The sequence below is a fragment of the Dactylosporangium sp. NPDC006015 genome (assembly GCF_040614215.1).
Taxonomy (GTDB): domain Bacteria; phylum Actinomycetota; class Actinomycetes; order Mycobacteriales; family Micromonosporaceae; genus Dactylosporangium; species Dactylosporangium maewongense.
The window spans coordinates 170,090-193,313 of sequence record NZ_JBEXUD010000004.1; the positions used below are offsets into that span (position 1 = coordinate 170,090).

Consider the following 23,224-nt stretch of genomic DNA (forward strand, 5'->3'; position numbering starts at 1 on the left):
CGGTCACCTCGCCCACGACACGTCCGGCGCGGGGTCGATGACGAGGCCGTCGACGGCCCGGACCAGGGCCTCGCGGGCCGCGGGCGAGTCGCCGCCGACACTGCTCTCCACGGTCAGCGGCCGGCCGTCCGGCAGCGTCACGATGAGGGTCAGCGTCCACTGGAGGTTGCTGGCCGGGGGGGCGGTGGCGACGATCCGGCCGGTCGCGCCACGGACGCGCACCGGGTCACCACCCTCCGGGACGTCGAAGGCCGGGCCGACCGTCGCCTTGAGCGACAACAGCGGCGCAACAACATCGGGCATGATCGAGGTGGTGCCCCAGTGCCCGGGATCGTCGGCGATCATGTCGTACTTGCCGCTGGCCAGTTGCCCTTGCCGTCCCTGCTGCACCGGCGGGCTGAACACGGCCGGATCCGGGCGCACGGAACGCGCGACGCGGAGGATGTCGTCCTGCGAGATCGCCGGGGAAGCCTCCACGCGGGCGGAGTGTGTGGCGTCGATCTGCCAACTGACCACTGCCTTGCTGTCCGGCACCGAGCCGACGAACACGGTGCCGGGGACACCGTTGATGTCCACCGCGCCGTCCTGGGCCGGGCCGGGGCGCGCGGGCATCTCGAGGATCTCGAGGTCCAGGTATCGCACCATCGGCTGGAACTGGCCGAGCATCGGGCCGTCGGTCCACCTGCGGAGGATGTCGTCCCCCGTCTCCCGGTCGACGATGACCAGCGCCCGCAGCCGTTCCCGGTAGCTGTCCGGAACCCAGGTCGGGCTGTACCGCAGCGCGATGCCCGGGGTCGCGGCCGGGCCGGGGCTCGCTGCCGGCGGGCCGGCCTGGCGCGGCGGCAGGCCGCCGATGAGCCGCATCATGGCGTCGCGGTCCGCGTGCGCCTCCGCGTGGTCCGGCTCCGGCTGGTCGAACCCCTCGCCGAGGTGCAGCAGCCTGGCCGCCGCCCGGCGCCGCCACGACAGGAACTCGTTGACGACCATGCGTTGCACGTACCGCTCGGGCGCCTCGACCCGGCTGATCCGCCCCCACCGCGCCTGCGCACGGACGAGGACCTCCTGCACCACGTCCTCGGCGAGGTGCGGGTTCCAGGTCACCACCGTCGCGTACCGCAGCAACGCCGCCAGCCGCGACGCGACGAACTCCTCAAACGTCACCAGAAGCGCCTCTCCTCGCGCCGATTCGTTCCGGACGGTAGGAGAACGCACCCGGCGCACCGATATGGCCACCGCCGCCCCGGGCAAATTTCGACGTTAGGGTGACGCGGTGGATCTGGGACGGGTGCGGGTGGCGTACGGGGCGGTGTCGGACCTCTACATCGAGTTGTTCGGGACGCGGGAGCAGTCGCACGCCGACGACCTCGCGTTCATCGAGCGGCACCTGACGAGGGCCGGCACGGTGCTCGACGTGGGCTGCGGGCCGGGGCACATGACCGACCACCTGCGCTCGCTCGGCGTCGACGCGACCGGGATCGACCTGGTGCCCGAGTTCATCGCCCACGCCGGGGCGGCGTTCCCGGGCGGCAGGTACCTGCTCGGGTCGATGGACCACCTGCCCGTCGCCGACGGGTCCGTGGCCGGGATCCTGTCCTGGTACTCGCTGATCCACCGGACACCGCAGGAGGTCGGCGGCGTCCTCGCCGAGCTGCGGCGGGCCATGGCCCCGGGCGGGGCGCTGGTCGTCGGGTTCTTCGACGGCGACGCGGTCGAGGCGTTCGACCACAAGGTCGTGACGGCCTACCGGTGGCCCGTCGACGAGTTCTCCGGCCTCCTGGCGCAGGCCGGCTTCGCCGAGGTCGAACGGTGGCGGCGGCCCGCCGACGGCACCCACCGCGCGCACGCCGCCATCGCGGCCGTCACCGCTTGATGAGCCGCTCGGCGATCGCGTCGGCGATCTCCGGGTCCTCCGTCCACACCGGGTCGCCGGGGCGCGGGTCGTGGAAGACGACGTCGGTGAAGCCGAGCGCCTCGTACCGGCCGACGAAGTCCTCGAACGCGGCGACGCTCGCCAGGGGCCGCTCGGCGGTGTTGCCGACGAGGTAGATGCGGTCCAGCGACGCCGGGTCGCGGCCGAGGGCGGCGCAGCGGTCGTCGAGGATCGCGGCCTGGCGGCGGACCGCGGCCTCGATCGCGGCCGGGGACTGGTCCGCGGCGTCGGGCTCGCCGAAGGTGATCCACGCGTCGGCGTGCCGGGCGGTGAGCGCGAGCGTGCGAGGGCCCGCGGCGGCGAGGGCGATGGGCAGCCGGGGCCGCTGGACACAGCCGGGGACCATCCGGGCGTCGTCGACGGTGTAGTGCTCGCCCCGGTGCGAGTACACCTGCGAGCGCAACAGCCCGTCGAGCACGTCGACGAACTCGGTGAGCCGGTCCGCCCGCTGCCGGGGGCTGAGCACCGGGTCGCCGAGGACGGTGGCGTCGAAGCCGGTGCCGCCCGCGCCGACGCCGAGGGTGAGCCGGCCGTCGCTGACGTGGTCGAGCGTCAGCGCTTCCTTCGCCAGCAGCACCGGGTGCCGGAACGTCGGCGACGTGACCATCGTCCCGAGCCGCACCCGGCTCGTCACCCCGGCGAGCCCGGTCAGCCAGGGGATCGCCGCGTGCCACGGCTCGTCGCGGTACCGGCGCCACGACAGGTGGTCGTAGGTCCACAGGTGCGCGTAGCCGAGCGCCTCAAGGTGGCGGGCCCGGGCGACCGAGCGCGGCCACGGGTCGGTCGGGAGCAGCAGCACGCCGAGTCGCATGCCGCGATCTTATGCGGGCCCCGGCGACGACCACGACCAGCGCGGCGCCGTACGCGACCCGCTGCACCGTCGTCTGCACCAGGCCCAGGTCCGTGGCGAGCTGCGCGAAGGTGCCCGCGACGGCGAGGGTGAGCCATTCGGCGGGCGCGCCGTAGGCGACGAGCATGACCAGCAGCATCGCGTACCACGGGTAGGTCGGCGCGGTCACGAGCAGCGCCGCCGCGACCATGACGGCGGCGCCCCGCCACGGCCGGTCCGGGTCGTCGGTCCGCGCCACGTGCACGGCGGCCGCGGCGAGCAGCAGCACGGCCGCGGGCGCGACGGCGGGGCCGGGCAGCAGCAGGGCCAGCAGCGCGAAGCGGGTGCCGCTCGCGTAGCCCTCCTCGTGCAGGTAGCCGGGCAGGTAGCCGAGGACCGCGGGCCCGGCCGCGACGACGTGCGGCAGGTACACGGCGGCGACCGCGCCGGCCGCGGCGAGCGCGACGGTGACCGGCCGCCGCCGCAGGACCGCGGGGCCGAGCAGCGCCGGGGTGAGCTTCGTGGCCACCGCCAGCCCGAGCAGCAGCCCACCGAGGGCCGCCGCCCGCCGGGTGCCGGCCCGGGCCAGCACGTACAGGGCGGCGGCGGCGAGCGCGACCGCCGCGACGTCGACGTGCGCGTTGTTGCCCGCCTCCAGCGCGACGAGCGGGCACCACGCCCACAGCACCGCGCGCCGGGGGTCGCGGCCGAGGCGGCGCAGGGCGTACCAGAGCAGCATCGCCGTGCCGAGCGCGAACGCCGACATGGTCAGCTGCATCGGGCGGGTCCGCGCGCCGTCGGGCACCACCGCGAACAAGGCCTCCGCGACCGGCGGATAGATCGTCGGCACGTCCGGCCGGTTGATGAGCGTGCAGCCGCTCGGCACGCACCAGTTCGAGTGGTCCGGCCACAGGAAACCGTCGCGCAGGCGGGTGAGTTCCGGCGCGGACGGCGGGAACCGGTAGGGGTCGATCCCCGCGCGCTGGACCCGGCCGTCCCACACGTAGCGGTACATGTCGTCGCTGCTGTTCGGCGGCTCCAGCCCGGCGGCGAGGGGCAGCGCGGCGCCACCGGCGAGCACGAGGACCAGGGCGGTGCGGCGGTCGAGGCGGCAGACCAGCCACGCGCCGGCCGCGAACGGCAGCCACATCAGCAGGTACCAGCGGCCCGGCAGCACCAGCAGCGCCGCCAGCATCGCGGCCAGGCACGCGACCGCCGCGACCCGCCGCGCGGTCATCGCCGCCTCCGCAGGTTCGCGACGGTCCACGCGCCCGCGACCGCCCACACGACGGCGACGACCAGCGCGAGACCCCGGCCGTAGGACTGCGGGAACGCGGACGGGTTGCCTGGGACGCGGCCCGCGCCGATGACGAACGGCAGCGCGACGACGGTCACCGCGGCGCTGACGACGAGCGCCGCCCGCACCGGGCCGCGGGCCGGTCGCGGCACCCACCGGGTGAGCGCGACACCGGCGAGGACGACGGCGGGGACGACGAGGAAGTCGTGGCCGGCGAGCAGCACCGCGGCGAACACCAGCTGCCCGAGCGGGTTGGCGCCGCCGTCGGTGAGCAGGCCGTAGGCGCCGTAGCCGGCGGCGGCGAGCCCGAGGGCCACCAGCAGCGCCCTCACGGCGACATCACGGTCAGCGCGCCGACCCACTTCGTCTGCAGCACGCCCGGCCGGTCCGGTGCGATGAGCCGGCACGGGTAGCCGTGGTCGGGGTGCAGCGGCTCGCCGTGCAGCCGCAACGCCAGCAGCGTCAACGGGTCCTGCGCCAACCGGGCGTCCACTGTGGACGTGCGGTAGCCGCCGTCGCGCTGCAGCGACTCGACGGTCACCGCGAGGCCCGCGGCGCCGACGAGGCGGAGCAGGTCGGCGACCCGGACGCCGGTCCATTCGGCGTCGGCGCTCCAGCCCTCGACGCAGGCGATCGGCAGCGACACCGTGTGCTGCGGCATCGCCTCCAGGTCGGCGAGGCTCAGCGCGTGCCGGCCGCCGGGGCCGGTCACCACGAGCCGGTAGCTGCCGTCCACCGCGGTCACGCCGGCGGCGGCCGCGGTCTTGTTCACCGGCACACCCTGCGGGCCGACATCGGGCAGCCGCGGCGCCAGCAGCGACAGCCGCCGCAGCGGGCGGACCGTCTGCCCGGCGGTGGCGACGGTGATGACCCCCGCCGCCGCCCCGACGAGTCCGAGGACCGCACGGCGGGACCGCCGGGCGGACGGCGACGGGGCCGGCGTGCGGAGGACCGGCAGTTTCGCCGCGACGTGCAGCAGCACCGCGCCGGCCAGCAGCCACGCCGTCCAGTAGTGCGCGCCGACGAACCCGAACGGCATCAGCGAGTACCAGTAGGCGATGTTGAGCAGGCCGGTGACGAGCTCGAACAGGGCGGCGGCGGACAGCAGCGCGACGGTGCCGCGCTCCAGGGCGTGCGCCACACCGCGCACCGGCGGCCACGCGAACAGCTTCGGGTAGACCGACCAGACCTTCGCGGTGAGCAGCGGGAAGCACGCGAGGCCGGTGGCGACGTGCAGGCCCTGGGTCAGCCGGTACAGGTTGACCGGGCGCGACGGCCAGCGCCACCACCCGGGCGGGTGCTGGATCGCGTGGCTGATCAGGCCGGTCACGAGGCACACGGTGAACGCCCCGGCGAGCCACAGGCCCAGGTGCGCGGTCAGGCGCGGATCCGTGGGCCGCCGCGCCAGGCGCGTCAGGGCGTCAGGTGGGCGAACCATCGGCCGGCCTCCGTCCAGGTCCCGGCGAGCCGCAGGGCGGCGTCGCGTGCGACGGCGGCGATGTCGTCGACGCTGACGAACGCCCACGCGAACGCGGTGCTGGTCCGGTCCGCGTCGGTGAGCGCGACCCGGCCGCTCCAGGTCCGCCCGCCCGGCGGGTCGACCTCGACGAGGACGCTGCCGTCGCCGCCGATGAGGCTCCGGCAGCGGCGCAGCAGCCGGGCCGGGTCGCCGCCGATGCCGATGTTGCCGTCGGCGAGCAGCGCGCAGGTCCAGTCGCCCTCACGGGGCAGCGGGGCGAACAGGTCGCCGCGGATGACGGATGCGCCGCGGCGGCGCGCGTACCGGACGGCCTGCGGGCTGACGTCGACGCCGAGGACGCGGCGGCCGGTCGCGGCGACGGCCTCCGTGAGCCGGCCCGCGCCGCAGCCGAGGTCGAGGGTGCCGTCCGTGCACCGCTGGACGAGCTGCGCGTCGCCGGCCCGCGGCGCGCCGGACCACGATCCGGCGTCGAGCGGGCGGACCACGGCACCGTCGGCGTCTACCAGGTCCATCGCGGCGGGCTCTCCGCGGGCGGCGCGGCGCAGCGCGGCACCGTAGAGGGCGACCGGCGCGCTCATGTCGCGGCTCCCGCCGGTACCGACGCCGCAACCGCCGTCGTGAACCGGCCCGGTTCGCAGCCGGCGGCGACGGCCCGGGCGTCCTCGGCGGTGTCGACGTCACGCAGGGTCGGCAGGGTCGCCACGCCGAGGCCCAGCCCGCGCAGCGCCGCGTGGGTGGCGGCACCGGTGTCCGAGGTGGACATGGGGACGCCCGCGAGCACCCTGGCGGTGGACGGGTCCCGCAGGCCGAGCGCCCACCAGCCGCCGTCCTCCGCCGGACCGAGGACCGCCCCGGTGGTGGCGAGCGCCGCGCAGGCCGCGACGATGTGGCCGATGCGCAGCTGCGGGGTGTCCATGCCGACGAGGAGGGTGGCGACGCCGGGGAGCGCGGTGTCGGCGTACGCGGCGGCGAGCCGCTCGCCGAGACCGTCGCCGCGCTGCGGGTGGCGGTGCCAGCCGGGCGGGGCGGGCAGGTCGCCGTCGACGACCAGGGTCCGGCGGGCGGCGGGCGCGGCGGTGAGGACGTCGACGGTGTCGGCGAGCATGGCCGCGGCGATCCCGGCGGCCTCCGCCGGTGTGCACGGGGGACAGAGGCGGGTCTTCACCCGTCCCGGCACCGGCGTCTTCGCCAGCAGCAGCAGCTGGACCCTCATCGCGCCAGCACCTTCGACATGTCGCGCACGGCGCGGGCGGTGCCGCGGACCGACCCGGTGACCTTCGACCGGCCGCCGGCGATGCGGGGCGCGTAGTCGACGTCGACCTCGGCGATGCGCCACCCGGCCGCCGCGGCGCGGACCATCATCTCCAGGGGGTAGCCGAACCTGCGGTCGCGCAGCCCCAGCCCGAGCAGCGCCTCGCGGCGGGCGGCGCGCATGGGGCCGAGGTCGTGCACGGGGATGCCGGTGGTGCGGCGCAGGCGCCACGCCACGACGGCGTTGCCGGCCCTGCCGTGCAGCGGCCAGGCACCGCGGGCGGTCGGGCGGCGGCGGCCGAGCGACAGGTCGAGGCGCCCCCGCAGGACCGGTTCGGTGACGCGGGGCAGCTGCCGTGGGTCGAACGAGCCGTCGGCGTCCATGAAGCACACGACGTCGGCGGTCGCCGCCTCGAGGCCCGCGTGGGCGGCGGCGCCGAACCCGCGCGGCGCGGCGTGGACGACGACCGCGCCGTGCGCCTCGGCGATCGCCGCTGACCCGTCGGTGGACCCGTTGTCGGCGACGACCGCCCGGTAGCCGTCCGGCAGCCGGGACAGCACCCACGGCAACGCGGCGGCCTCATTCAGACAAGGCAATACGACATCTGGCACGGATCGGACGCTATCGAGGATCCCGGGGCGAAGATCTTACGAAGAACGAACCAACCATTACGAACCGCGAACGCGGCCATCGACCGCCGTCGCCGCCGCCTACGGTCGACGGCATGCGGATCCTCGTCACCGGCGGCGCCGGGTTCATCGGCGGTCACGTCGTCACCGCGCTGCGCGCCGCGGGCCACGACGTCGGCGTGCTCGACCTGCTCCACCCGGCCGCGCACCGCTCGCCCCCGCCGGACGCCGACCGCGTCGACGTGCGTGACCGGGCCGCGGTCGCGGCGATGCTGGACGGGGTCGACGCCGTGGTGCACCAGGCGGCGATGGTCGGCATGGGTGTCGACCTGGCCGACCTGCCGGAGTACGTGGGCTGCAACGACCTCGGCACCGCCGTGCTGCTCGCGGAGATGGCCCGCGTCGGCGTGCGGCGGCTCGTCCTGGCCAGCTCGATGGTCGTCTACGGCGAGGGCGGCTACGCGTGCCCGTCCCACGGTGCGACGTCACCGGCGCCGCGCGCCGCCGCGGATCTCGACGCCGGACGGTTCGAGCCGGGCTGCCCGGCCTGCGGCGCACCGCTGGAGCCCCGCGACGTCGACGAGGGCGCGCCGCCGCGGCCGCGCAGCGTGTACGCCGCGACGAAGGTCGCCCAGGAGCACCTCGCGCAGGCGTGGGCGCTCGCCGGCGCAGGGACGGTGGTGGCGTTGCGGTACCACAACGTGTACGGGCCCGGCATGCCCCGCGACACGCCCTACAGCGGCGTCGCCGCCATCTTCCGCTCCGCGCTCGCCGCCGGCCGGGCGCCGCGCGTCTTCGAGGACGGCGCGCAGCGCCGCGACTTCGTCCACGTCACCGACGTCGCCGCCGCGAACGTGCTGGCGCTCGACGCGGCGGTCGACGGGTTCCGGGCGTACAACATCGCCTCGGGCCGGCCGACCACCGTCGGCGCCATGGCCGCGACCCTCGCCGCCGCGATGGACGGCCCGGCACCGGTGATCACGGGCGACCACCGCGCCGGCGACGTCCGGCATGTGGTCGCCGCCCCTGGCCGCGCCCGCGCCGAGCTCGGCTTCACCGCCGCCGTCGACCTCACCGAAGGCCTGCGCGACTTCGCCACCGCGCCGCTGCGCGCCCTCTGAGGGAGTCCGTCAGAGGGCGGTCGGGTCGATGACCCGGACGTGCGGGTCGGTGACGTCGTAACCGAGGCGGGCCACCATATCCGCGGTGCCGCCGGGTCCGTCGCCGTTGCGGCCGTCCCAGACCAGCAGCGCCCGCGGGCGGTCGTCGAGGCCCTTTACGAGGTCGACCATCCACTGGTTCGTCTGACTGAAGACGTCGGCGTCGCCGGTACTGTGCAGCACCCGCACCTCGCTGCCGCGCAGCACGCGCTCGAAGCGGGCGCTCCAGTCGGTGCCCGGCAGCGCCACCGACGACGGCTCGAACTCCGCGACCGGCATCGCCAGGCAGAGCGTCACGGCCGCGCCCCGGGAGAGCGCGGCCTCCGCGGCGATCAGGTCGGCGCCGCGGGCACCGCCACACACGAGCACCGACCCGGGCCCGACCCGCCACTCGTCGAACGTCTCCGCCACCAGCCTCGCGACCTCGCCGGCGACCCGCTGCGGAAACCGTGGTGCGGGCCGGCCGGGCGCGTCGACGAGATGGCCGCTGGCCAGCACGACGGGCATCACCGCTCGACGCTGGGCGTGCCGTCGGCCTGCCTGACCACCAGCTGCCCCCAGTGTCCGTTCTCGGTCCGCAGGACCTCCTCGACCCGCAGCAGCGCGGCGCGGTCGTCCGGCGCGTCCCGCCAGGAATGACCGGCCGAGCGTACCCCCTTCAACGCGTCCTCATAGGACCGCCGCAGGCCGGAGAACCCCATCAGCGAGCTGTACCCGGCGACCGCACCGGCGAGCGCCGCGATCAGTGCCGCGACCAGGCCGCACACGCCGCGGGCCGTCGCCGACCCCGGCCCGCTGAACACCTGCGCGGTCGCGCCGACCACACCCGACAGCACCAGCAGCCCGTTGCGGAGCCGGACGCCCTGCTTGTAGGCGTTGCGGAACTCGTCGCGCCGCCGCTCCAGAAACCGTTGCTGCTGCTGTACGCGGTGCTGCTCGTACAGGTCGCGGAACTGCGACTCGCGGTCGGTCACGTCAGCTCCTCACCCTCGTCGATCGCGTCGACCGCGCGGACCAGCAGGCGCGCCCGATTGTCGCCCGTGTATGGCTCGACGCGGGCGAGATAGATGAAGTACAGCGCCCGCAGGCGCTCCGCCTTGACCCGCGCGAGCCGGTAGTCGGCGAGCGCGTGGTCGTCCACGACGAACTGCGACACCCCCGCCAGCGCGACCGCCAGCACCGCCAGGACCGCCGACGGCCAGCGCTGGTCCGACAGGACCGCCTGCAGCCCGCCGAGCCCGGTCAGCAGCGCGGAGCCGAGCAGCACGACGATGCCCTGCAGCCGGTAGCTGCGCTGGCCGCGCAGCGCCTCGAGGTCGTAGCGCTCGAACCGCTCCTCGACCGGGCGCAGCGCCTCGAAGTCCTCGGCGAGCGCCGGGTAACCGGCCTTCGCCGCCGGTGGCATGATCGGATCGGAAACGATCCGCGATCCGCGTCTCGGGAACCGCCGGAAAAGGTCGCGCACGCCGCCTCCGTCACCATCGACATCGTCGGCATTGAATCTACGAAAGCGCCGCAACCGTTGACAACGGTCACCTCGTCCACATACCCGACCCGAACCGGCGACCCGTGCCGCGCGCAGGGTTTGCGGGGTTCCGGCGTACCGTTGACTCGAGGGGGTGAGACAGATGATCGTCACCCAGGAAGAGATGCGGATCGGCGTGCCGGCGATGCGTGCTTATGAGCACCTGGTGCATCTCAGCGAACATCCGCGGTTCATGTCCGGGGTGCTCGCCGTGAGCCAGGCCGGCGACGACGCCGCGCACCTGGCGCTCGACATCGGTGGGCGGCGGGTCGAGATCGACGCGGTCCTCGGCGACATCGAGCCGGGGCGGTACGTGCGATGGGACAGCGCGCAGCTCGTCGAGGCGTACTGGCTGGAGCCGCTCGGCGACGACGCCACCAACGTGGTGGCGGTCGCGCAGCTGGACGAGCGACTGGTGCACCCGCACGGCGCGCAGCCGGACGCGGAACTGCACGCCCGGCTGCGCATGGATCTGAAGGGCTTCAAGCGGTACTGCGAGGAGGCCGAGCTGACCCCTCAGTAGCGGTAGTGCTCCGGCTTGTACGGGCCTGCCACGTCGACGCCGATGTACTCGGCCTGCTCCTTGGTCAGCTCGGTCAGCCGGACGCCGAGCGCCTCGAGGTGCAGCGCGGCGACCTTCTCGTCGAGGTGCTTCGGCAGGCGGTACACCTGGCGCTCGTACGCGTCCGGCTTCGTGAACAGCTCGATCTGCGCGATCGTCTGGTTGGTGAAGCTGTTGGACATGACGAAGCTCGGGTGACCGGTGGCGTTGCCCAGGTTGAGCAGCCGGCCCTCGGACAGCACGATGATCGCGTGCCCGTCGGGGAACGTCCACTCGTGCACCTGCGGCTTGATCTCGTTCTTCACGATGCCCGGGACCTTCGCCAGCCCGGCCATGTCGATCTCGTTGTCGAAGTGCCCGACGTTGCCGACGATCGCGTTGTGCTTCATGGCGGCCAGGTCGGCGGCCATGATGATGTCCTTGTTGCCGGTGGTGGTGATGAACAGGTCCGCGGTCGCGACGACGTCCTCGAGGCGGACCACGGGCAGCCCGTGCATGGCGGCCTGCAGCGCGCAGATCGGGTCGATCTCGGTGACGACGACCCGGGCGCCCATGCCGCGCAGCGCCTCGGCGGCGCCCTTGCCGACGTCGCCGTAGCCGCAGACGACGGCGAGCTTCCCGGCCAGCATCACGTCCGTGGCGCGGTTGATGCCGTCCAGCAGCGAGTGGCGGATGCCGTACGTGTTGTCGAACTTCGACTTGGTGACCGAGTCGTTGACGTTGATCGCGGGGAACAGCAGCTCACCGCTCTCGGCGAGCTTGTAGAGCCGCTTGACGCCGTTGGTGGTCTCCTCGGTGACGCCGCGGATGCCGGCGGCCAGCTTCGTGAAGCGCCGGTTGTCCTTCGCGAGGCTGTCGGCGAGGGTACCGAGTACCAGCGCGAACTCCTCCGAATCGGCGGACGTCGGCTGCGGCACCCGGCCCGCGGCCTCGAACTCGACGCCCTTGTGCACCAGCAGCGTGGCGTCGCCGCCGTCGTCGACGATCATGTTCGGGCCGAGGCCGTCGCCGAAGCCGAACAGCTGGTCGGTGCACCACCAGTACTCGGCGAGCGTCTCGCCCTTCCACGCGAACACCGGCGTGCCGGTCGGCGCGTCGACCGTCCCGTGCGGGCCGACGACGACCGCGGCCGCCGCCTCGTCCTGGGTGGAGAAGATGTTGCAGGACACCCAGCGGACCTCGGCGCCGAGCGCGACGAGGGTCTCGATGAGCACCGCCGTCTGCACGGTCATGTGCAGGGAGCCGGCGATCCGCGCGCCACGCAACGGCTGCGCGTCGGCGAACTCGCGGCGCGTCGCCATCAGGCCCGGCATCTCGTGCTCGGCGAGGCGGATCTGGGTCCGGCCGGCGGCCGCGAGGGAGAGATCGGCAACGGCGAACTCGATCCCGTTGCGCGTCTGCAGATACTTGTGCATAGCCTAAGGTCACCTCCCGGTGACAGGAGGCGCCCTTGGGTCAAGGGTAGTCAACGGCCGAGCGTGGCGAACCCATGCGGGTCCGTCGCAGCGCCTCTCGGCCGTGACCGCGGCGTCGCCTTGTGCTCAGCCGCGATTGGGTTCGACGGTACCGCCTCCGTCGTTTTCCCCGCAACCGAGTGTGCGGTAGACGTCACGGAGCAGGTCGGTCACCTCGAACCGGCCGACGGTGAGTCTCAGCTGGTCGAGCTGGTCGAGGAGGGCGTCGGGTCTCGCTATCGCGCCGGGCAGGGGTTCGTTTCTTGTGGTGACCCTGGGGCCGGCGGTCCAGAAGCTCCTGGCCGCCTGGGGCTCCGGGTCTGTGGGCGCCACGTGCCTGGTCTCGGACACGCGGTGGCTGCGCAGCTCCTCGAGCAGCTCGTCGCGACCCTTGCCGCGCCAGGCCAGGATGGTAAACGGGTCGTTGTCGAACTCCTCCGCGAGCACGTAGCAGGCGGCGGTCAGGTGCCGGCACGGCTTCTGCCAGCCGGGGCAGTCGCAGTCCATGACCAGCTCGGCGAGGCTCTGCGGGAACAGGGACAGCCCATAGCTCTGCAGCAGCTGGTCCAGGTCCTCCGGCAGGTGCCCGGCGAGCAGCTTCGCCGCGTACCGCGCCTCCTTGGACAGTGCCCGCTCGATGCGGGCCCAGTCGGCGGCGGAGAACGCCTTCGCGGCGATGCGCGACCGGTACGTCTCACCGTCCTCGTCGAGGATCAGCGCCGTCACGATGCTGCTGGAGATGGTGAGCGACCGGACGTTGCCGGCGCGGGCGTAGCGGCGGCCGACGGAAAATGTCGTACCCATGCGCAAGGATTCGAGCATGGCGATGAACTGGTGGGACCATCTCGTCTCACTCATCCGTCGCCTCCGGGCGCAGGGTCATCAGGTCCAGGAGGTCGTCGGTGGACAGGCCCGTGAGCCAGCCCTCGCCGCTGCCGACGGCGACCCCGGCGAGGGTCCGCTTCTCCGCCATGATGGTGTCGACCCGCTCCTCGACGGTGCCGACGCAGACGAAGGTGTGCACCTGCACGTCGCGGCGCTGTCCGATGCGGAAGGCGCGGTCCGTGGCCTGCTGCTCGGTCGCCGGGTTCCACCACCTGTCGACGTGCACGACGTGGTTGGCGGCGGTCAGGTTGAGCCCGGTCCCGCCCGCCTTCAGCGACAGCAGCAGCACCCCGGGCCCCGTCCCGGTCTGGAACCGCTCGACCATCGCGTCCCGGGCGCCCTTCGCGGTGCCCCCGTGCAGGAACTCGACACCGGTCCCGAGCCGCCCCGCCAGGTAGGGCGCCAGCAGGTGGCCGAACTTGGCGAACTGTGTGAAGACCAGCGCCCGGTCCCCGGCGTCGAGGGCAGTGGCGAGGATCTCCTCGAGGCGGGCCAGCTTCCCCGACCGTCCCGCCAGCGGCGTGCCGTCGCCCATCAGGTGCGCCGGGTGGTTGCACACCTGCTTGAGCTTCGTCATCGCCGACAGCACCAGGCCCTTGCGCCGCTCACCGGACCGCCCCTCGCGCAGCTTCACGAAGAGCTCGTTGACGACCGCCTTGTAGAGCGTCGCCTGTTCGAGGGTCAGGTTGCACCACTGGCGGCGTTCGAGCTTGTCCGGCAGGTCCGCGATGACCGCCCGGTCGGTCTTCACCCGGCGCAGCAGGAAGGGCCGGGTGACCCGGCGCAGGCGGGCGGCCGCGTCGGCGTCGGCGTAGCGCTCGACCGGCACCGAGTAGCGGGCCCGGAAGATGCTCGCCGGCCCGAGGATGCCCGGGTTCAGGAAGTCCGCGATCGACCACAGCTCCGTCAGCCGGTTCTCCACCGGGGTGCCGGTCAGCGCGACCCGGTGCCGCGCCGGGATCCGCCGCACCGCCCGCGCCGCGGCGCTGGTGCTGTTCTTCACGTGCTGCGCCTCGTCGAGCACGATCCGGTCCCAGTCCCGCGCCGCCAGCCGGTCCACGTCCCGGGTCGCGACCTGGTAGGTGGTGAGGACCAGGTCGGCGTCGAGCTCGTCCGCCGCCCGTTCCGTGCCGTGGTGGACGGCGACCCGCAGGCCCGGCGTGAAACGCCCGATCTCGCGCCGCCAGTTGCCGAGCACCGACAGCGGGCACACGATCAGCGTCGGCGGCCGGGCGCCGCGCTCGCGCAGCAGCGCCTCCAGCGCCAGGACCTGCACGGTCTTGCCGAGGCCCATGTCGTCGGCGAGCAGCGCCCCGACGCCGAGCCCGTCGAGGAAGGCCAGCCACGACAGGCCCTTGCGCTGGTAGGGCCGCAGCGTCGTGGCGAGGGACGCGGGCGGCTCCAGCAGCTCCAGGCGCTCCACGGCCCGGCCCGTCAGCAGGTCCGCGAGCCATCCCGTGCCGTCGACGCCCGTGACCGGCAGGGGCAGGTCGCCCTCGGGGACGAGCCTGACGAGCCGCATCGCCTCACCGGCCGACATGTGCCCCTGCCCGCCCCGGGCGAGGAAGGCGAGGCCGGCGCGGAGCTTCTCCCGGTCGAGGTGCACCCAGCGGCCGCGCAGCCGCACCAGCGGCACCTTCGCCCGCGCGAGCGCCCGCAGGTCCGCCTCGCTGAGGAACTCGTCACCGATCGCGAGCCCCCACCGGTAGCGCACGATCGCGGCCCGGTTCGCCGTCGTGTCCCGCAGCACCGGGGCCGCGGGCTGCGCCGAGTGCGTCGTCAGCGTCAGCCCCAGATCCTGCCGCCGCTGCCACTGCGCGGGCAGCAGCACCCCGAAGCCCGCGTCGTGCAGGATCCCCGCGTGCCGCAGGAAGCCGTAGGCGCCGATCGTGTCCAGCCGCAGCTGCTCGGGGCGCGCCTGGTGCAGCGCCTCGTCGAGCTCGGGCCAGAGCCGGCTCGCCCTGCCGAGGTCCGCCAGCAGCACGTCCTGCGGATAGTCGACCCACCGGAAGAGCGGCGACGCCCCGCTGCGCCAGACGTCCTTGGCCGGCACGAGCAGCCCGGGCTCCGCGACCGGCTGCAACATGAACTCCACCAGCCACCCCGACACGTCCCGCCCGTCGTCGACCCGCACCCCCGCCTCACCGGCCGCCGCCCCGACGGCGTCGTCCTCCTCCTCGTCCTCGTCGAACTCCTCGACGAACGTCAACCGGAAGCACAACCGCACCGCCGCCGGCCGCCCACTCTCCGCCCACCGCCGGATCTCGTCCCGCACCCGCCGCACGTCCGTGCTCTCCCGCACGGCCCGCCCCACCAATCCACCCACGCCACCCACACCGTCGCCGCTCAGCCCGCCGCTGCTGCTCGGTTCGCTGCTGCTCGGCACGCCCCTGTTTGCCGTGCTGCCATTGCTCAGCCCACCGCCGTCGCTCGGTTCGGTGTCGCTCGGCTCGCTGCTGCTCGGCACGCCGCTGTTGCTCAGCCCGCCACTGCTTGCGGTGCTGCCGTTGCTCAGCCCACCGCCGTTCGGCGTGCCGTCGGCGTCCAGTGCGCCGCCGCTGCCCAGCGCGCTGCTGATGTTCGGCACGTTGGCGGCATTCAGCGCGTTGCCGTTGCTTGGCGTGCGGTCGCCGGTTAGTGCGTCGCCGCTGCCCGGTGCGCTGTCGGCGTTTGATGCGTTGCTGTTGCTTGGCAAGTCGCGATTGCTCGGGGTGTCGCTGTTCGGTGCGCTGTCGTTGCTCGGCGCACCGGAGGCGTTCAGTGCGCCGCCATTGCTCAGCACGCTGCTGCTTGCCGTGCTGCTGTTGCTCGGCTCGTCGTCGCCGCTGCCGTTCGGTGTGCTGTCGCCGTTCAGTGCGTCGCTGTCGCTCACCGTGTCGCTGTAGCCCGGTGCGCTGCCGCTGTTCGGTGCGCTGTCGTTGCTCGGCGGGCGGCTGTGGCTTGACGTGTTGCCGCTCTCGGTGCTCGGCGGGCTGGAGGCGTTCAGTGCGCCGATGGTGGTTGGCGGGTGGCTGTTGCTCGGTGCGTCGCCGCTGTTCGGTTCGCTGCTGGTGCTTGGCGTGGTGCCGCCACTTGGTGTGCCGTCGTTGTTCGGCGGGCGACTGCCGTTCGGGGGCAGGTGTTCGTGGAGGGTGGGGTCGGTGTTCGGTGTGCGATTGCTCAGCCTGCCGCCGGTCGGTGCGGGGCTGCTGTGCGGGGTTGGGCGTTCGCGGAGGGTGGGGTCGGGGGAGGTGAGGGCGGCCAGCCAGGCGCGGACGGTGCCGTCCTGGCGGACCGCGGCGTCGGTGACGATGGGGCGGTTGGTGAGGGCGGCGCGGACGAGGGCGTCGACCTGGTGGTTGAGCGCGGCGCGGGCGGCCTCGTCGGGGGTCCAGTCGGCGGCGGCGAAGGCGGCGCCCGGCAGGGAGCGGCACAGGGACTCGAACGTGATGGCGTCGTCGGCCCACAGGACGGGGCGCCAGCGGGCCTCGATCGGGTGGTCGAGGAGGTCGGGGAGGACGCGGCCCCGGTGCACCAGGTCGGCGGCGAACGTGACGAGGTCCGTCAGCGCGCCGATCGACGGGGCCGCCACGATGGCGGAGTCGGGGGCGTCGTCGGCGGTGAGGGCGGCTTCGAGGTCGGTGCCGGGTGGGGCGTACACGATCGGGACGGTCCACAGCATCGTGCCGGTGGTGTCCGGGTCGCGGTCGGTGGCGGCCGGTGAGGTGAGGGTGGGGGAGGGCAGCGGGCGGGCGCCGGTGGTCGGCAGGGCCAGGTCGGCGGTGGCGACGTCGCCGGGGAGCGGGGGCAGGACCGCGAACGGGTGGGGGACCGCCCGCCTGGGGCGGCGGCGCAGGCCTGAGGCCGGGCCTGGGGTGGTCTCGGCCCAGTAGGCGAGCCGGCCGCCGGCGGTGATGACCCCGTGCACGACGTTCACTCCGAGACCCTACTCCGGACGCCCGCCGCGGCTCGAACGGCGCGGCGTCAGTGCGTGTCCGGCTTCGTGTGGAGGATCTCGCGGACCTGTTCGGCGGCGCGGAGGATGCTCTCGCTGATGAAGTCGCTGAAGCGGGCGATGTTCTCGAGGCGGACGGCGGCGGGGCTGCCCTGGCCGAGGACGGCGACGCCCTGGCGGGCGGTGGCGGCCACCTGGCCGATGCCGTGGGCGCTGGCGATCGTCGACTGGTACCAGACGTCGTCGTCGACGAAGTAGCGCTCGCGGCGGCGGTCGTCGCGTTCGCGGCGGATGAGGCCCTGCTGCTCGAGGAACGCGATGGCCTTGGACACCGACGCCGGGCTGATCTGCAGGTGCTGGACGAGTTGCGCGGCGGTGAGGCTGCCGGCGTCGGCGATGAAGAGGCAGGTCAGCACCCGGGCCACCATCTTCGGCAGGCCCTGCTGCATCAGCAGGGTGGTGAAGGTCTCCTCGTATTCGCGGACCGCGCCGTCGTCGCGTCCGTTGCCCTGGGCGAGGGCCCGCGGTCCGGCGGATGGTGCCTGCCGGCGGCGGTGGGCGCGGCGTTCGGTGGCGCGGTGGGCGAGGTCGGCGCGGTACGCGGTGGGGCCGCCGTTGCGCATCACCTCACGCGTGATGGTCGACGTGGGGCGGTCGAGCCGCCGGGCGATCTCCGCGTAGGCGAGGCTGTCGGCGAGGCCGCCGGCGATCTGCTGCCGCTCCTGCTGTGTGAGCCTGCCTCCCGGCACCGCCGTCTCCCTTCGTCCGGTACGTCCAGCGTAGCGTTCGCCGACAGTCCAATGCAACGCAACGAGTGCAACGCATTGCGTTAGCCGTACACCCAATGCAACGAATTCAGTGCGTTGAACTGCGGATATGTGAGACGGACGCAACGCAGACGTTGCCCGAAGTGCGAACGCAAAGTAGCGTTTCCGGTGTTGGAAAGAACAACGACACGAGGAGAACGCCATGCAGCAGTTCGACAGCCCCGCCGCCGTCACCGCCGTCCTGGAGGTCCCCGCCGGCCGGATCCAGGTCATCGCGGCCGACCGGGCCGACACCACCGTCGAGGTGCTTCCCGCCGACGCGGGCAAGCGGCGCGACGTGCAGTCGGCCGAGCAGACCCAGGTCGAGTTCGGCGACGGTGTCCTGCGGGTCAAGGCCCCCGCCGGCAGCTCGGCCGGGTCGGTCGAGGTGACGGTGCGGGTCCCCGCCGGCTCGCGGGTCGAGGTGAAGGCCGCCGCCACCGAGTTCCGGGGCGTCGGCCGGCTCGGCGACGTCGCCGCCGAAGGCCTGTACCGCGCGGTGAAGCTCGACGAGGCGGCGAGCGCGCGCCTGTCCGCCCACGACGGCGACGTCACGGTCGGGCGGCTCACCGGGCCGGCCGAGATCAGCACCATGCGGGGCGACATCAACGTCGCCGAGGCCGTGCGCGGCGCGGTCGTCCTGCGCACCCAGATGGGCGACGTGACCGTCCGCGCCGCCGCCGGCATCGACGCCTCCCTGGACGCCGGCACGGGCCACGGCCGGGTGCACAACGCGCTCAAGAACGCCGGCACCCCCGAGCTGACCATCCACGCCACCACCGCCCACGGCGACATCGACGCCCGCAGCCTCTGAACGACGAAAAACGACGAAAGACGCCCGCAGCCCCCGAACCCCACACACCCGAGGGAGATGCCATGAACGGCGAGCGGGCCCGCGGCAAGTCGCGACGCTCGCAGGACTACTCGTTCGAGGCCGCCGTCCGCGACGTCGACGCCGTCCTCGCGGCCCGGGGCGTCGACCGGGCGCTGCTGGTCGGCTGGTCCTACGGCGCGTTCGTCGGGGCGCACTGGGCCAGCAACCACGGCGCCATCCTGAAGAAGGACTTCCGGGCCGTCGCCGACGCGGCGCGGGACGTCGCGGGGCTCTAGGGTGGCGGCGTGGCAGGACGCATCGAGCTGAGCCGGTTCCACCGGCTGTGGGCGGCCGCCGCCGCGGGCAACCTCGGCGACGGCGTGTACCGGGTCGCGATCCTGCTGCTCGCCGCGCGGCTGACCAGCGACCCGGTGGCGTTCTCCGCGCTGACGGCCCTCGGGTTCGTGCCGTGGCTGCTGCTCGGGCTGCCCGCGGGCGTCCTCGTCGACCGGTATGACCGGCGGCGGCTGGCGCTGCTCGTCGGGATCGTGCGCACCGCGGTCCTGGCGGCACTGCTCGCGGCCGTCGCCACCGACACGATGTCGTTGTGGCTGCTGTACGGCGTGGTCGTCGTCCTCGGCGCGGGCGAGACGGTGTACGACACGTCGGTCCTGTCGATGGTGCCGGCCGTCGTCGAGCGGGACCGCCTCGAGGCCGCCAACGGCCGGCTGCAGGGCGCGGACATGCTCGTCCAGAGCTTCGTCGCCCCGCCCATCGCGAGCGCAGTGTTCGCGGTCACCGCGAGCGGAGCGTTCGGCGTCAACGTCGCCTGCTACGCGGTCGCCGCGGCGCTCATGCTCGCGCTGCCCGGCACGTACCGCGCCGCCCAGGCCGACGGGACCGCGCCGATGGGGCGGGCGATCGGCGAGGCGCTGCGGTTCGTGCGCGGCCACCCCGTCCACCGCGCGATGCTCTCCGTGGTGATCGGGCTCGGGTTCGCCAACGCGATGGCCACCGCCCTCGTCGCGCTGTGGACCCGGGAGACCCTCGACGTGCCCGAGGCCGCGTTCGGCGCGTTCCTGCTGACCGCCTCCGTCGGCGGGCTCGTCGGCAGCCAGACCGCCGCCCGGGTCGCGGGACGCACCGGCCGCGGGCGGGCGATGGTCCTCGCGGCGACCGTCACCGGCCTCGGGATGCTCCTCGCGGCCGCGACCCGGAACATGTACGTGGCGGCGTTCGCGTGGGCGCTGACCGGGTGGGCGATCCTGGTGTGGAACGTCGTCTACGGGTCGTTGCGGCAGCGCCTGACCCCGGACGCGCTGCTCGGCCGCACGATCGGCGTCTACCGGGTCGTAGCCTGGGGCGTCATGCCGCTGGGCGCGCTCGCCGGTGGCCTGCTCGCGGACGCCGGCGACCTGCGGACCCCGATCCTCGTCGCGGCCCTGTTGACCCTCGCCGCCGGCGGGTACGCCGCGTCCGCCCTCACCAACGCCCGCATCGATGCGGCGGTCGCCGAGGCCGATGTCGCGAGCGCCCGGCCGTGAGTGGTAGAACCTGCGGATGGGGTACTCCGTGCGGCCCACGGGCAGGCTGCACCTGCCGGCCGCGGACGACGTCGCCGCCGCCACCGCGATCAGGGCCGCGCTGGCCGTGCGGGACGGCTGGTTCAGCGAGGAGATCTGTCCGGACGCGGGCACGGTCGCCGACCTCGCCTGGGTGGGTGCGGCGCAGGTCGTGCGGGACGGTGACTGGATCGAGTTCGCGCGGGACGAGCAGGGCGACGCGAAGTGGTCGGAGCAGGCGACCGCGTTCTACGTGGAGCTGGCGCCGTTCGTCCGCGCAGGCACGGTCAGCTGCACCGGCGAGGACGGCTCCACCTGGGCCTATGCGTACGCCGACGGCAAGGTCACGCAGCAGGGCTGGAACGCCTGGGACTGCTCCCTGGAGCCGTTCGGCGAGCCCGTGTACCCGTGGCGCGAAACCTGACGTGGCCCCGGCGCGAAACCTGACGCTCAGCCGTGGTCGCGGCGCAGCGTGAGCTGGAACGCCCCGGTCGGCGGCGCCGGCTCGGAGCCGTAGGACGCCAGCAGGGTGCACGACAGCGGCGCGTCCGGCGCGGTGATCCGGTGGGCGGTCACGTGCGCGGAGTCCCAGTGGACGCGGGGCACGTCGCCGCTGGGGCCGAAGCAGGCGTCGAGCTCCGCCCGGGTCAGGGTCGGCTCGACGAAGTGGATGACGACCGCGGACAGCCCCGCCCGGTCGAAGGACAGCTCGAGGCGCGCGGTGCCGGGCGGGCTCGGCTGCACGAACAGCCGGCCGAAGTCGTCCTGCGTCGGTGCGGGCAGCCCCAGCAGCGCGGCGACCTCGGCGGGGTGCTCGGTGGTGACGCCGCAGATCCGCCGCGCCCACGTCCACAACAGGTCGGTGGTGATCGGCCGGGCGATCAGGTCCAGCAGGTGCGCCGGCGCCGGCGGGCGGCGCCACACGGTGGGCCAGTCGTCGAGGTCGACCATCTCGGATCCGTCGACGATGAGGGTGTACAGCGGCTCCGCCGGGAAGTCGTTGACCCGCACGGTGAGGCTGCGCCCGTCGATCTCGGCGTGGTAGGGGAACTCGCCGTCACCCGAGTGCTCCCACCGGATGGGTGTGGCGATCAGGTCGCTCATCGCACGGGTCCTCAAGCAGCTGGGCAAAGCGGACCTGAACAGCGTATGGGGTGTCCGCAAGCCCACACTTGAGGGGCGTCACACCTGCCCCTGTTCAGGCGGCGACAGGGCTAACGTCAGTCCCGCTATGCGTCGTCATCTGATGTGGGTCATCGGGCTCACCGCGTACATCATCGCGGTCTTCCACCGCTCGTCGCTCGGGGTCGCCGGGGTCGCCGCAGCGGACCGGTTCGGGGTCGGCACGTCGCTGCTGGCGCTGCTGTCCGTGGCGCAGCTGGCCGTGTACGCGGGCATGCAGATCCCGGTCGGGGTCCTGCTGGACCGGTTCGGGTCGCGGCGCATGCTCGTCGGCGGCGGGCTGCTCATGGTCGCCGGGCAGCTGCTGTTCGCCTACGCGCACGACATCGGGCCGGCGGTCGCGGCCCGCGTGCTGATCGGCGTCGGCGACGCGATGACGTTCATCAGCGTCCTGCGGATCGTCGCGCTGTGGTATCCGCCGCGCCGCAACCCACTGATGGTGCAGCTCACCGGCATGGTCGGGCAGCTCGGTGCGCTGTCGTCGGCGGTGCCGCTGGTCGTGCTGCTGCGCGACGCGGGCTGGACCGCCACGTTCCTCGGCGCGGCCGCGCTCGGCGCCGCCGCGATCGCGCTCGTGGCAGTGAGTCTGCGGGACTCACCGGTACAGGAGCCGACGAAGCCAGCGGTGTCGGACCGGGCCCTGAAGGCGTCGTGGGAGCATCCGGGCACGCGGCTCGGGCTGTGGACGCACTTCGTGTCGTCGTTCTCCGGCAGCGTGTTCGCGCTGCTGTGGGGCTATCCGTTCCTGACGCAGGGGGAGGGCCTCGCCCCGGCGACCGCCGCGCTGCTGCTGTCGCTGCTGACCGTCGGCGGCATCGTGCTCGGCCCCGTCGTCGGGCACTTCTGCGGCCGGCTGCCCTATCACCGCTCGACCCTGGTCCTGGCGATCGTCGGGAGCTCGGCGCTCGCCTGGGCGGTCGTGCTGCTGTGGCCGGGCCGCGCCCCCGTCGCCGTGCTCACCGCCCTGGTCCTGGTGCTCGCGGTGAACGGTCCCGGCTCCATGATCGGCTTCGACTACGCCCGCTCGTTCAACCCGGCGGCCCGCATCGGCGGCGCGACCGGCATCGTCAACGTGGGCGGGTTCGTCGCCTCGATCCTGGTCATCATCGCCATCGGCGTGCTGCTGGACGCGCAGACCCCGGCCGGCGCCGCCCACCCGTCGCTGCCGGCGTTCAAGTGGGCCTTCGCCGTCCAGTACGTGTTGTGGGCCCTCGGCGCCGCCCAGGTCTGGCGCTACCGGCGCACCACCCGCCGCGCCATCCCCCCGGAGCACCTCGCCGCCATGCGCCGCGGTGACGCCCTCCCGGCCGTCGGCTGACGTCGCCGGCTCCCCAGGGGCGGTGCCGTAGCCGTGCCGCATCCGGAACAGCATCGACTCCGTCCCGGTCGCGGTCACGTGGGCGATCAACTGGGCCCGCAGCGGCTCCGGGATCCCGGCCCGCAACGGCCGGGTCCACTCGAGGCACGTGAACAGCTCCGCCGCGCCGTCGAGCTGGCCCGCCGACAGCGGAGCCGCCGCCAACGCGTCGAAGATCGCCCCGGTGGGCTCGGCGAGCAGGAGCCGCCGGGGCACGAGCTCGTGCCAGAAGGTGTCGAAGTCCTCGCGTGCCGGCACGCCGGCCCAGGTGACCAGCGCCCGGATCCGGTCCGTCAGGTCCGGAATCCGGCGCGCCAGCATGACGGCCAGCCGCTCCTCGGCGTGGTGCTCCCGCCGGGTCACGGCCTCGGCGAAGTACTGCAGGCCGAGCGGCGCGGCCGCCACCCAGCGAACCCGCCGCGCCTCGCTGTCCGCCGCCGCACGGGCGGCCCTGAGCTGGGCGTCCCGTGGACCGGTCAGGCCGTGCTCCGCCAGCCATCCGATGAGCGCGGGGGCGTCGCGCAGCTCGGCGGCGCGGTCACCGAGGCCGCTGAGCCGCGTCTGAC

At 73.9% G+C, this 23,224-nt stretch carries 24 protein-coding genes; 8 read left to right on the forward strand and 16 right to left on the reverse strand.

Annotation, left to right across the window (positions count from 1 at the left end; all coding sequences use genetic code 11):
- Window positions 1–3 precede the first annotated feature (3 nt).
- Complete coding sequence (locus ABZ321_RS09315; protein WP_354890485.1) at window positions 4–1,161, reverse strand: sigma factor; 1,158 nt, start codon at window positions 1,159–1,161, stop codon at window positions 4–6.
- A gap of 109 nt (window positions 1,162–1,270) precedes the next feature.
- Between ABZ321_RS09315 and ABZ321_RS09320 the strand changes: the two genes are divergently transcribed.
- Complete coding sequence (locus ABZ321_RS09320) at window positions 1,271–1,870, forward strand: class I SAM-dependent methyltransferase (RefSeq protein ID WP_344514715.1); 600 nt, start codon at window positions 1,271–1,273, stop codon at window positions 1,868–1,870.
- Here the strand turns inward: ABZ321_RS09320 and ABZ321_RS09325 are convergent.
- From ABZ321_RS09325 to ABZ321_RS09355, 7 genes are read right to left on the reverse strand one after another with little or no spacing between them, the layout of a single operon-like run.
- Window positions 1,860–2,741 (reverse strand): LLM class flavin-dependent oxidoreductase, encoded by an 882-nt coding sequence (locus ABZ321_RS09325; protein WP_354890488.1) that lies wholly within the window; start codon window positions 2,739–2,741, stop codon window positions 1,860–1,862. The two genes, ABZ321_RS09320 and ABZ321_RS09325, sit on opposite strands and share 11 nt — an antisense overlap.
- Complete coding sequence (locus tag ABZ321_RS09330) at window positions 2,671–3,996, reverse strand: glycosyltransferase 87 family protein (protein WP_354890490.1); 1,326 nt, start codon at window positions 3,994–3,996, stop codon at window positions 2,671–2,673. Before ABZ321_RS09330 ends, ABZ321_RS09325 begins: the two co-directional genes overlap by 71 nt.
- On the reverse strand, window positions 3,993–4,388 hold the full coding sequence (locus tag ABZ321_RS09335; RefSeq protein WP_344514721.1) for a hypothetical protein: 396 nt from the start codon (window positions 4,386–4,388) through the stop codon (window positions 3,993–3,995). The genes ABZ321_RS09330 and ABZ321_RS09335 overlap by 4 nt, the downstream gene beginning before the upstream one ends.
- Window positions 4,385–5,494, reverse strand: a complete 1,110-nt coding sequence (locus tag ABZ321_RS09340) for a molybdopterin-dependent oxidoreductase (RefSeq protein ID WP_354890493.1) — start codon at window positions 5,492–5,494, stop codon at window positions 4,385–4,387. Before ABZ321_RS09340 ends, ABZ321_RS09335 begins: the two co-directional genes overlap by 4 nt.
- Window positions 5,470–6,114, reverse strand: a complete 645-nt coding sequence (locus ABZ321_RS09345; protein WP_344514725.1) for a methyltransferase domain-containing protein — start codon at window positions 6,112–6,114, stop codon at window positions 5,470–5,472. The genes ABZ321_RS09340 and ABZ321_RS09345 overlap by 25 nt, the downstream gene beginning before the upstream one ends.
- Window positions 6,111–6,749 carry a TIGR04282 family arsenosugar biosynthesis glycosyltransferase gene (locus ABZ321_RS09350; RefSeq protein WP_354890495.1) on the reverse strand — a complete coding sequence of 213 codons (639 nt, stop codon included), beginning with the start codon at window positions 6,747–6,749 and terminating at the stop codon, window positions 6,111–6,113. The genes ABZ321_RS09345 and ABZ321_RS09350 overlap by 4 nt, the downstream gene beginning before the upstream one ends.
- Entirely contained in the window at window positions 6,746–7,399 is a 654-nt protein-coding gene (locus ABZ321_RS09355; RefSeq protein ID WP_344514729.1) for a glycosyltransferase family 2 protein, read from the reverse strand. Before ABZ321_RS09355 ends, ABZ321_RS09350 begins: the two co-directional genes overlap by 4 nt.
- A 113-nt stretch (window positions 7,400–7,512) precedes the next feature.
- On the opposite strand from ABZ321_RS09355, the gene ABZ321_RS09360 reads away from it, so the two are divergent.
- Window positions 7,513–8,538, forward strand: a complete 1,026-nt coding sequence (locus ABZ321_RS09360; protein WP_344514731.1) for an NAD-dependent epimerase/dehydratase family protein — start codon at window positions 7,513–7,515, stop codon at window positions 8,536–8,538.
- Window positions 8,539–8,547: 9 nt separating this feature from the next.
- On the opposite strand, the gene ABZ321_RS09365 is transcribed toward ABZ321_RS09360, so the two are convergent.
- From ABZ321_RS09365 to ABZ321_RS09375, 3 genes are read right to left on the reverse strand one after another with little or no spacing between them, the layout of a single operon-like run.
- Complete coding sequence (locus ABZ321_RS09365; RefSeq protein ID WP_354890498.1) at window positions 8,548–9,087, reverse strand: hypothetical protein; 540 nt, start codon at window positions 9,085–9,087, stop codon at window positions 8,548–8,550.
- Window positions 9,084–9,551, reverse strand: coding sequence for a hypothetical protein (locus tag ABZ321_RS09370; RefSeq protein ID WP_354890500.1), 468 nt, complete (start codon window positions 9,549–9,551; stop codon window positions 9,084–9,086). Before ABZ321_RS09370 ends, ABZ321_RS09365 begins: the two co-directional genes overlap by 4 nt.
- The gene (locus ABZ321_RS09375; RefSeq protein WP_344514737.1) at window positions 9,548–9,982 is read right to left on the reverse strand and encodes a DUF4231 domain-containing protein; all 435 of its coding nucleotides are present in this window, start codon (window positions 9,980–9,982) and stop codon (window positions 9,548–9,550) included. The genes ABZ321_RS09370 and ABZ321_RS09375 overlap by 4 nt, the downstream gene beginning before the upstream one ends.
- A gap of 223 nt (window positions 9,983–10,205) precedes the next feature.
- Here ABZ321_RS09375 and ABZ321_RS09380 point away from each other — a divergent pair, with 223 nt between their 5' ends.
- Window positions 10,206–10,625, forward strand: coding sequence for a hypothetical protein (locus tag ABZ321_RS09380; protein ID WP_344514739.1), 420 nt, complete (start codon window positions 10,206–10,208; stop codon window positions 10,623–10,625).
- Here ABZ321_RS09380 and ahcY read toward each other — a convergent pair.
- The 4 genes from ahcY to ABZ321_RS09400 form a co-directional block, all read right to left on the reverse strand.
- Window positions 10,619–12,079 (reverse strand): adenosylhomocysteinase, encoded by a 1,461-nt coding sequence (gene ahcY, locus ABZ321_RS09385; RefSeq protein WP_354890503.1) that lies wholly within the window; start codon window positions 12,077–12,079, stop codon window positions 10,619–10,621. The genes ABZ321_RS09380 and ahcY overlap by 7 nt on opposite strands.
- 126 nt (window positions 12,080–12,205) lie before the next feature.
- Complete coding sequence (locus ABZ321_RS09390) at window positions 12,206–12,976, reverse strand: hypothetical protein (protein ID WP_354890505.1); 771 nt, start codon at window positions 12,974–12,976, stop codon at window positions 12,206–12,208.
- On the reverse strand, window positions 12,969–16,919 hold the full coding sequence (locus ABZ321_RS09395) for an SNF2-related protein (protein ID WP_354890507.1): 3,951 nt from the start codon (window positions 16,917–16,919) through the stop codon (window positions 12,969–12,971). The genes ABZ321_RS09390 and ABZ321_RS09395 overlap by 8 nt, the downstream gene beginning before the upstream one ends.
- A gap of 47 nt (window positions 16,920–16,966) precedes the next feature.
- On the reverse strand, window positions 16,967–17,686 hold the full coding sequence (locus ABZ321_RS09400) for a helix-turn-helix domain-containing protein (RefSeq protein ID WP_344514747.1): 720 nt from the start codon (window positions 17,684–17,686) through the stop codon (window positions 16,967–16,969).
- A gap of 220 nt (window positions 17,687–17,906) precedes the next feature.
- Here ABZ321_RS09400 and ABZ321_RS09405 point away from each other — a divergent pair, with 220 nt between their 5' ends.
- The 4 genes from ABZ321_RS09405 to ABZ321_RS09420 all read left to right on the forward strand — a co-directional run bounded on the left by ABZ321_RS09405 (window position 17,907) and on the right by ABZ321_RS09420 (window position 20,543).
- A complete protein-coding gene (locus ABZ321_RS09405; RefSeq protein ID WP_354890509.1) occupies window positions 17,907–18,557 on the forward strand; it encodes a DUF4097 family beta strand repeat-containing protein in 651 nt (216 codons plus the stop codon).
- Window positions 18,558–18,619: 62 nt separating this feature from the next.
- Entirely contained in the window at window positions 18,620–18,853 is a 234-nt protein-coding gene (locus tag ABZ321_RS09410) for an alpha/beta fold hydrolase (protein ID WP_354890511.1), read from the forward strand.
- A 9-nt stretch (window positions 18,854–18,862) separates the two neighbouring features.
- Window positions 18,863–20,101 carry an MFS transporter gene (locus ABZ321_RS09415; protein WP_354890513.1) on the forward strand — a complete coding sequence of 413 codons (1,239 nt, stop codon included), beginning with the start codon at window positions 18,863–18,865 and terminating at the stop codon, window positions 20,099–20,101.
- Window positions 20,102–20,117: 16 nt separating this feature from the next.
- A complete protein-coding gene (locus ABZ321_RS09420; protein WP_354890515.1) occupies window positions 20,118–20,543 on the forward strand; it encodes a hypothetical protein in 426 nt (141 codons plus the stop codon).
- Window positions 20,544–20,569: 26 nt separating this feature from the next.
- Here ABZ321_RS09420 and ABZ321_RS09425 read toward each other — a convergent pair whose 3' ends face one another.
- Complete coding sequence (locus tag ABZ321_RS09425; RefSeq protein WP_354890516.1) at window positions 20,570–21,223, reverse strand: hypothetical protein; 654 nt, start codon at window positions 21,221–21,223, stop codon at window positions 20,570–20,572.
- Window positions 21,224–21,350: 127 nt separating this feature from the next.
- Here ABZ321_RS09425 and ABZ321_RS09430 point away from each other — a divergent pair, with 127 nt between their 5' ends.
- Window positions 21,351–22,619 carry an MFS transporter gene (locus tag ABZ321_RS09430; RefSeq protein WP_354890518.1) on the forward strand — a complete coding sequence of 423 codons (1,269 nt, stop codon included), beginning with the start codon at window positions 21,351–21,353 and terminating at the stop codon, window positions 22,617–22,619.
- Window positions 22,620–23,224 lie beyond the last annotated feature (605 nt).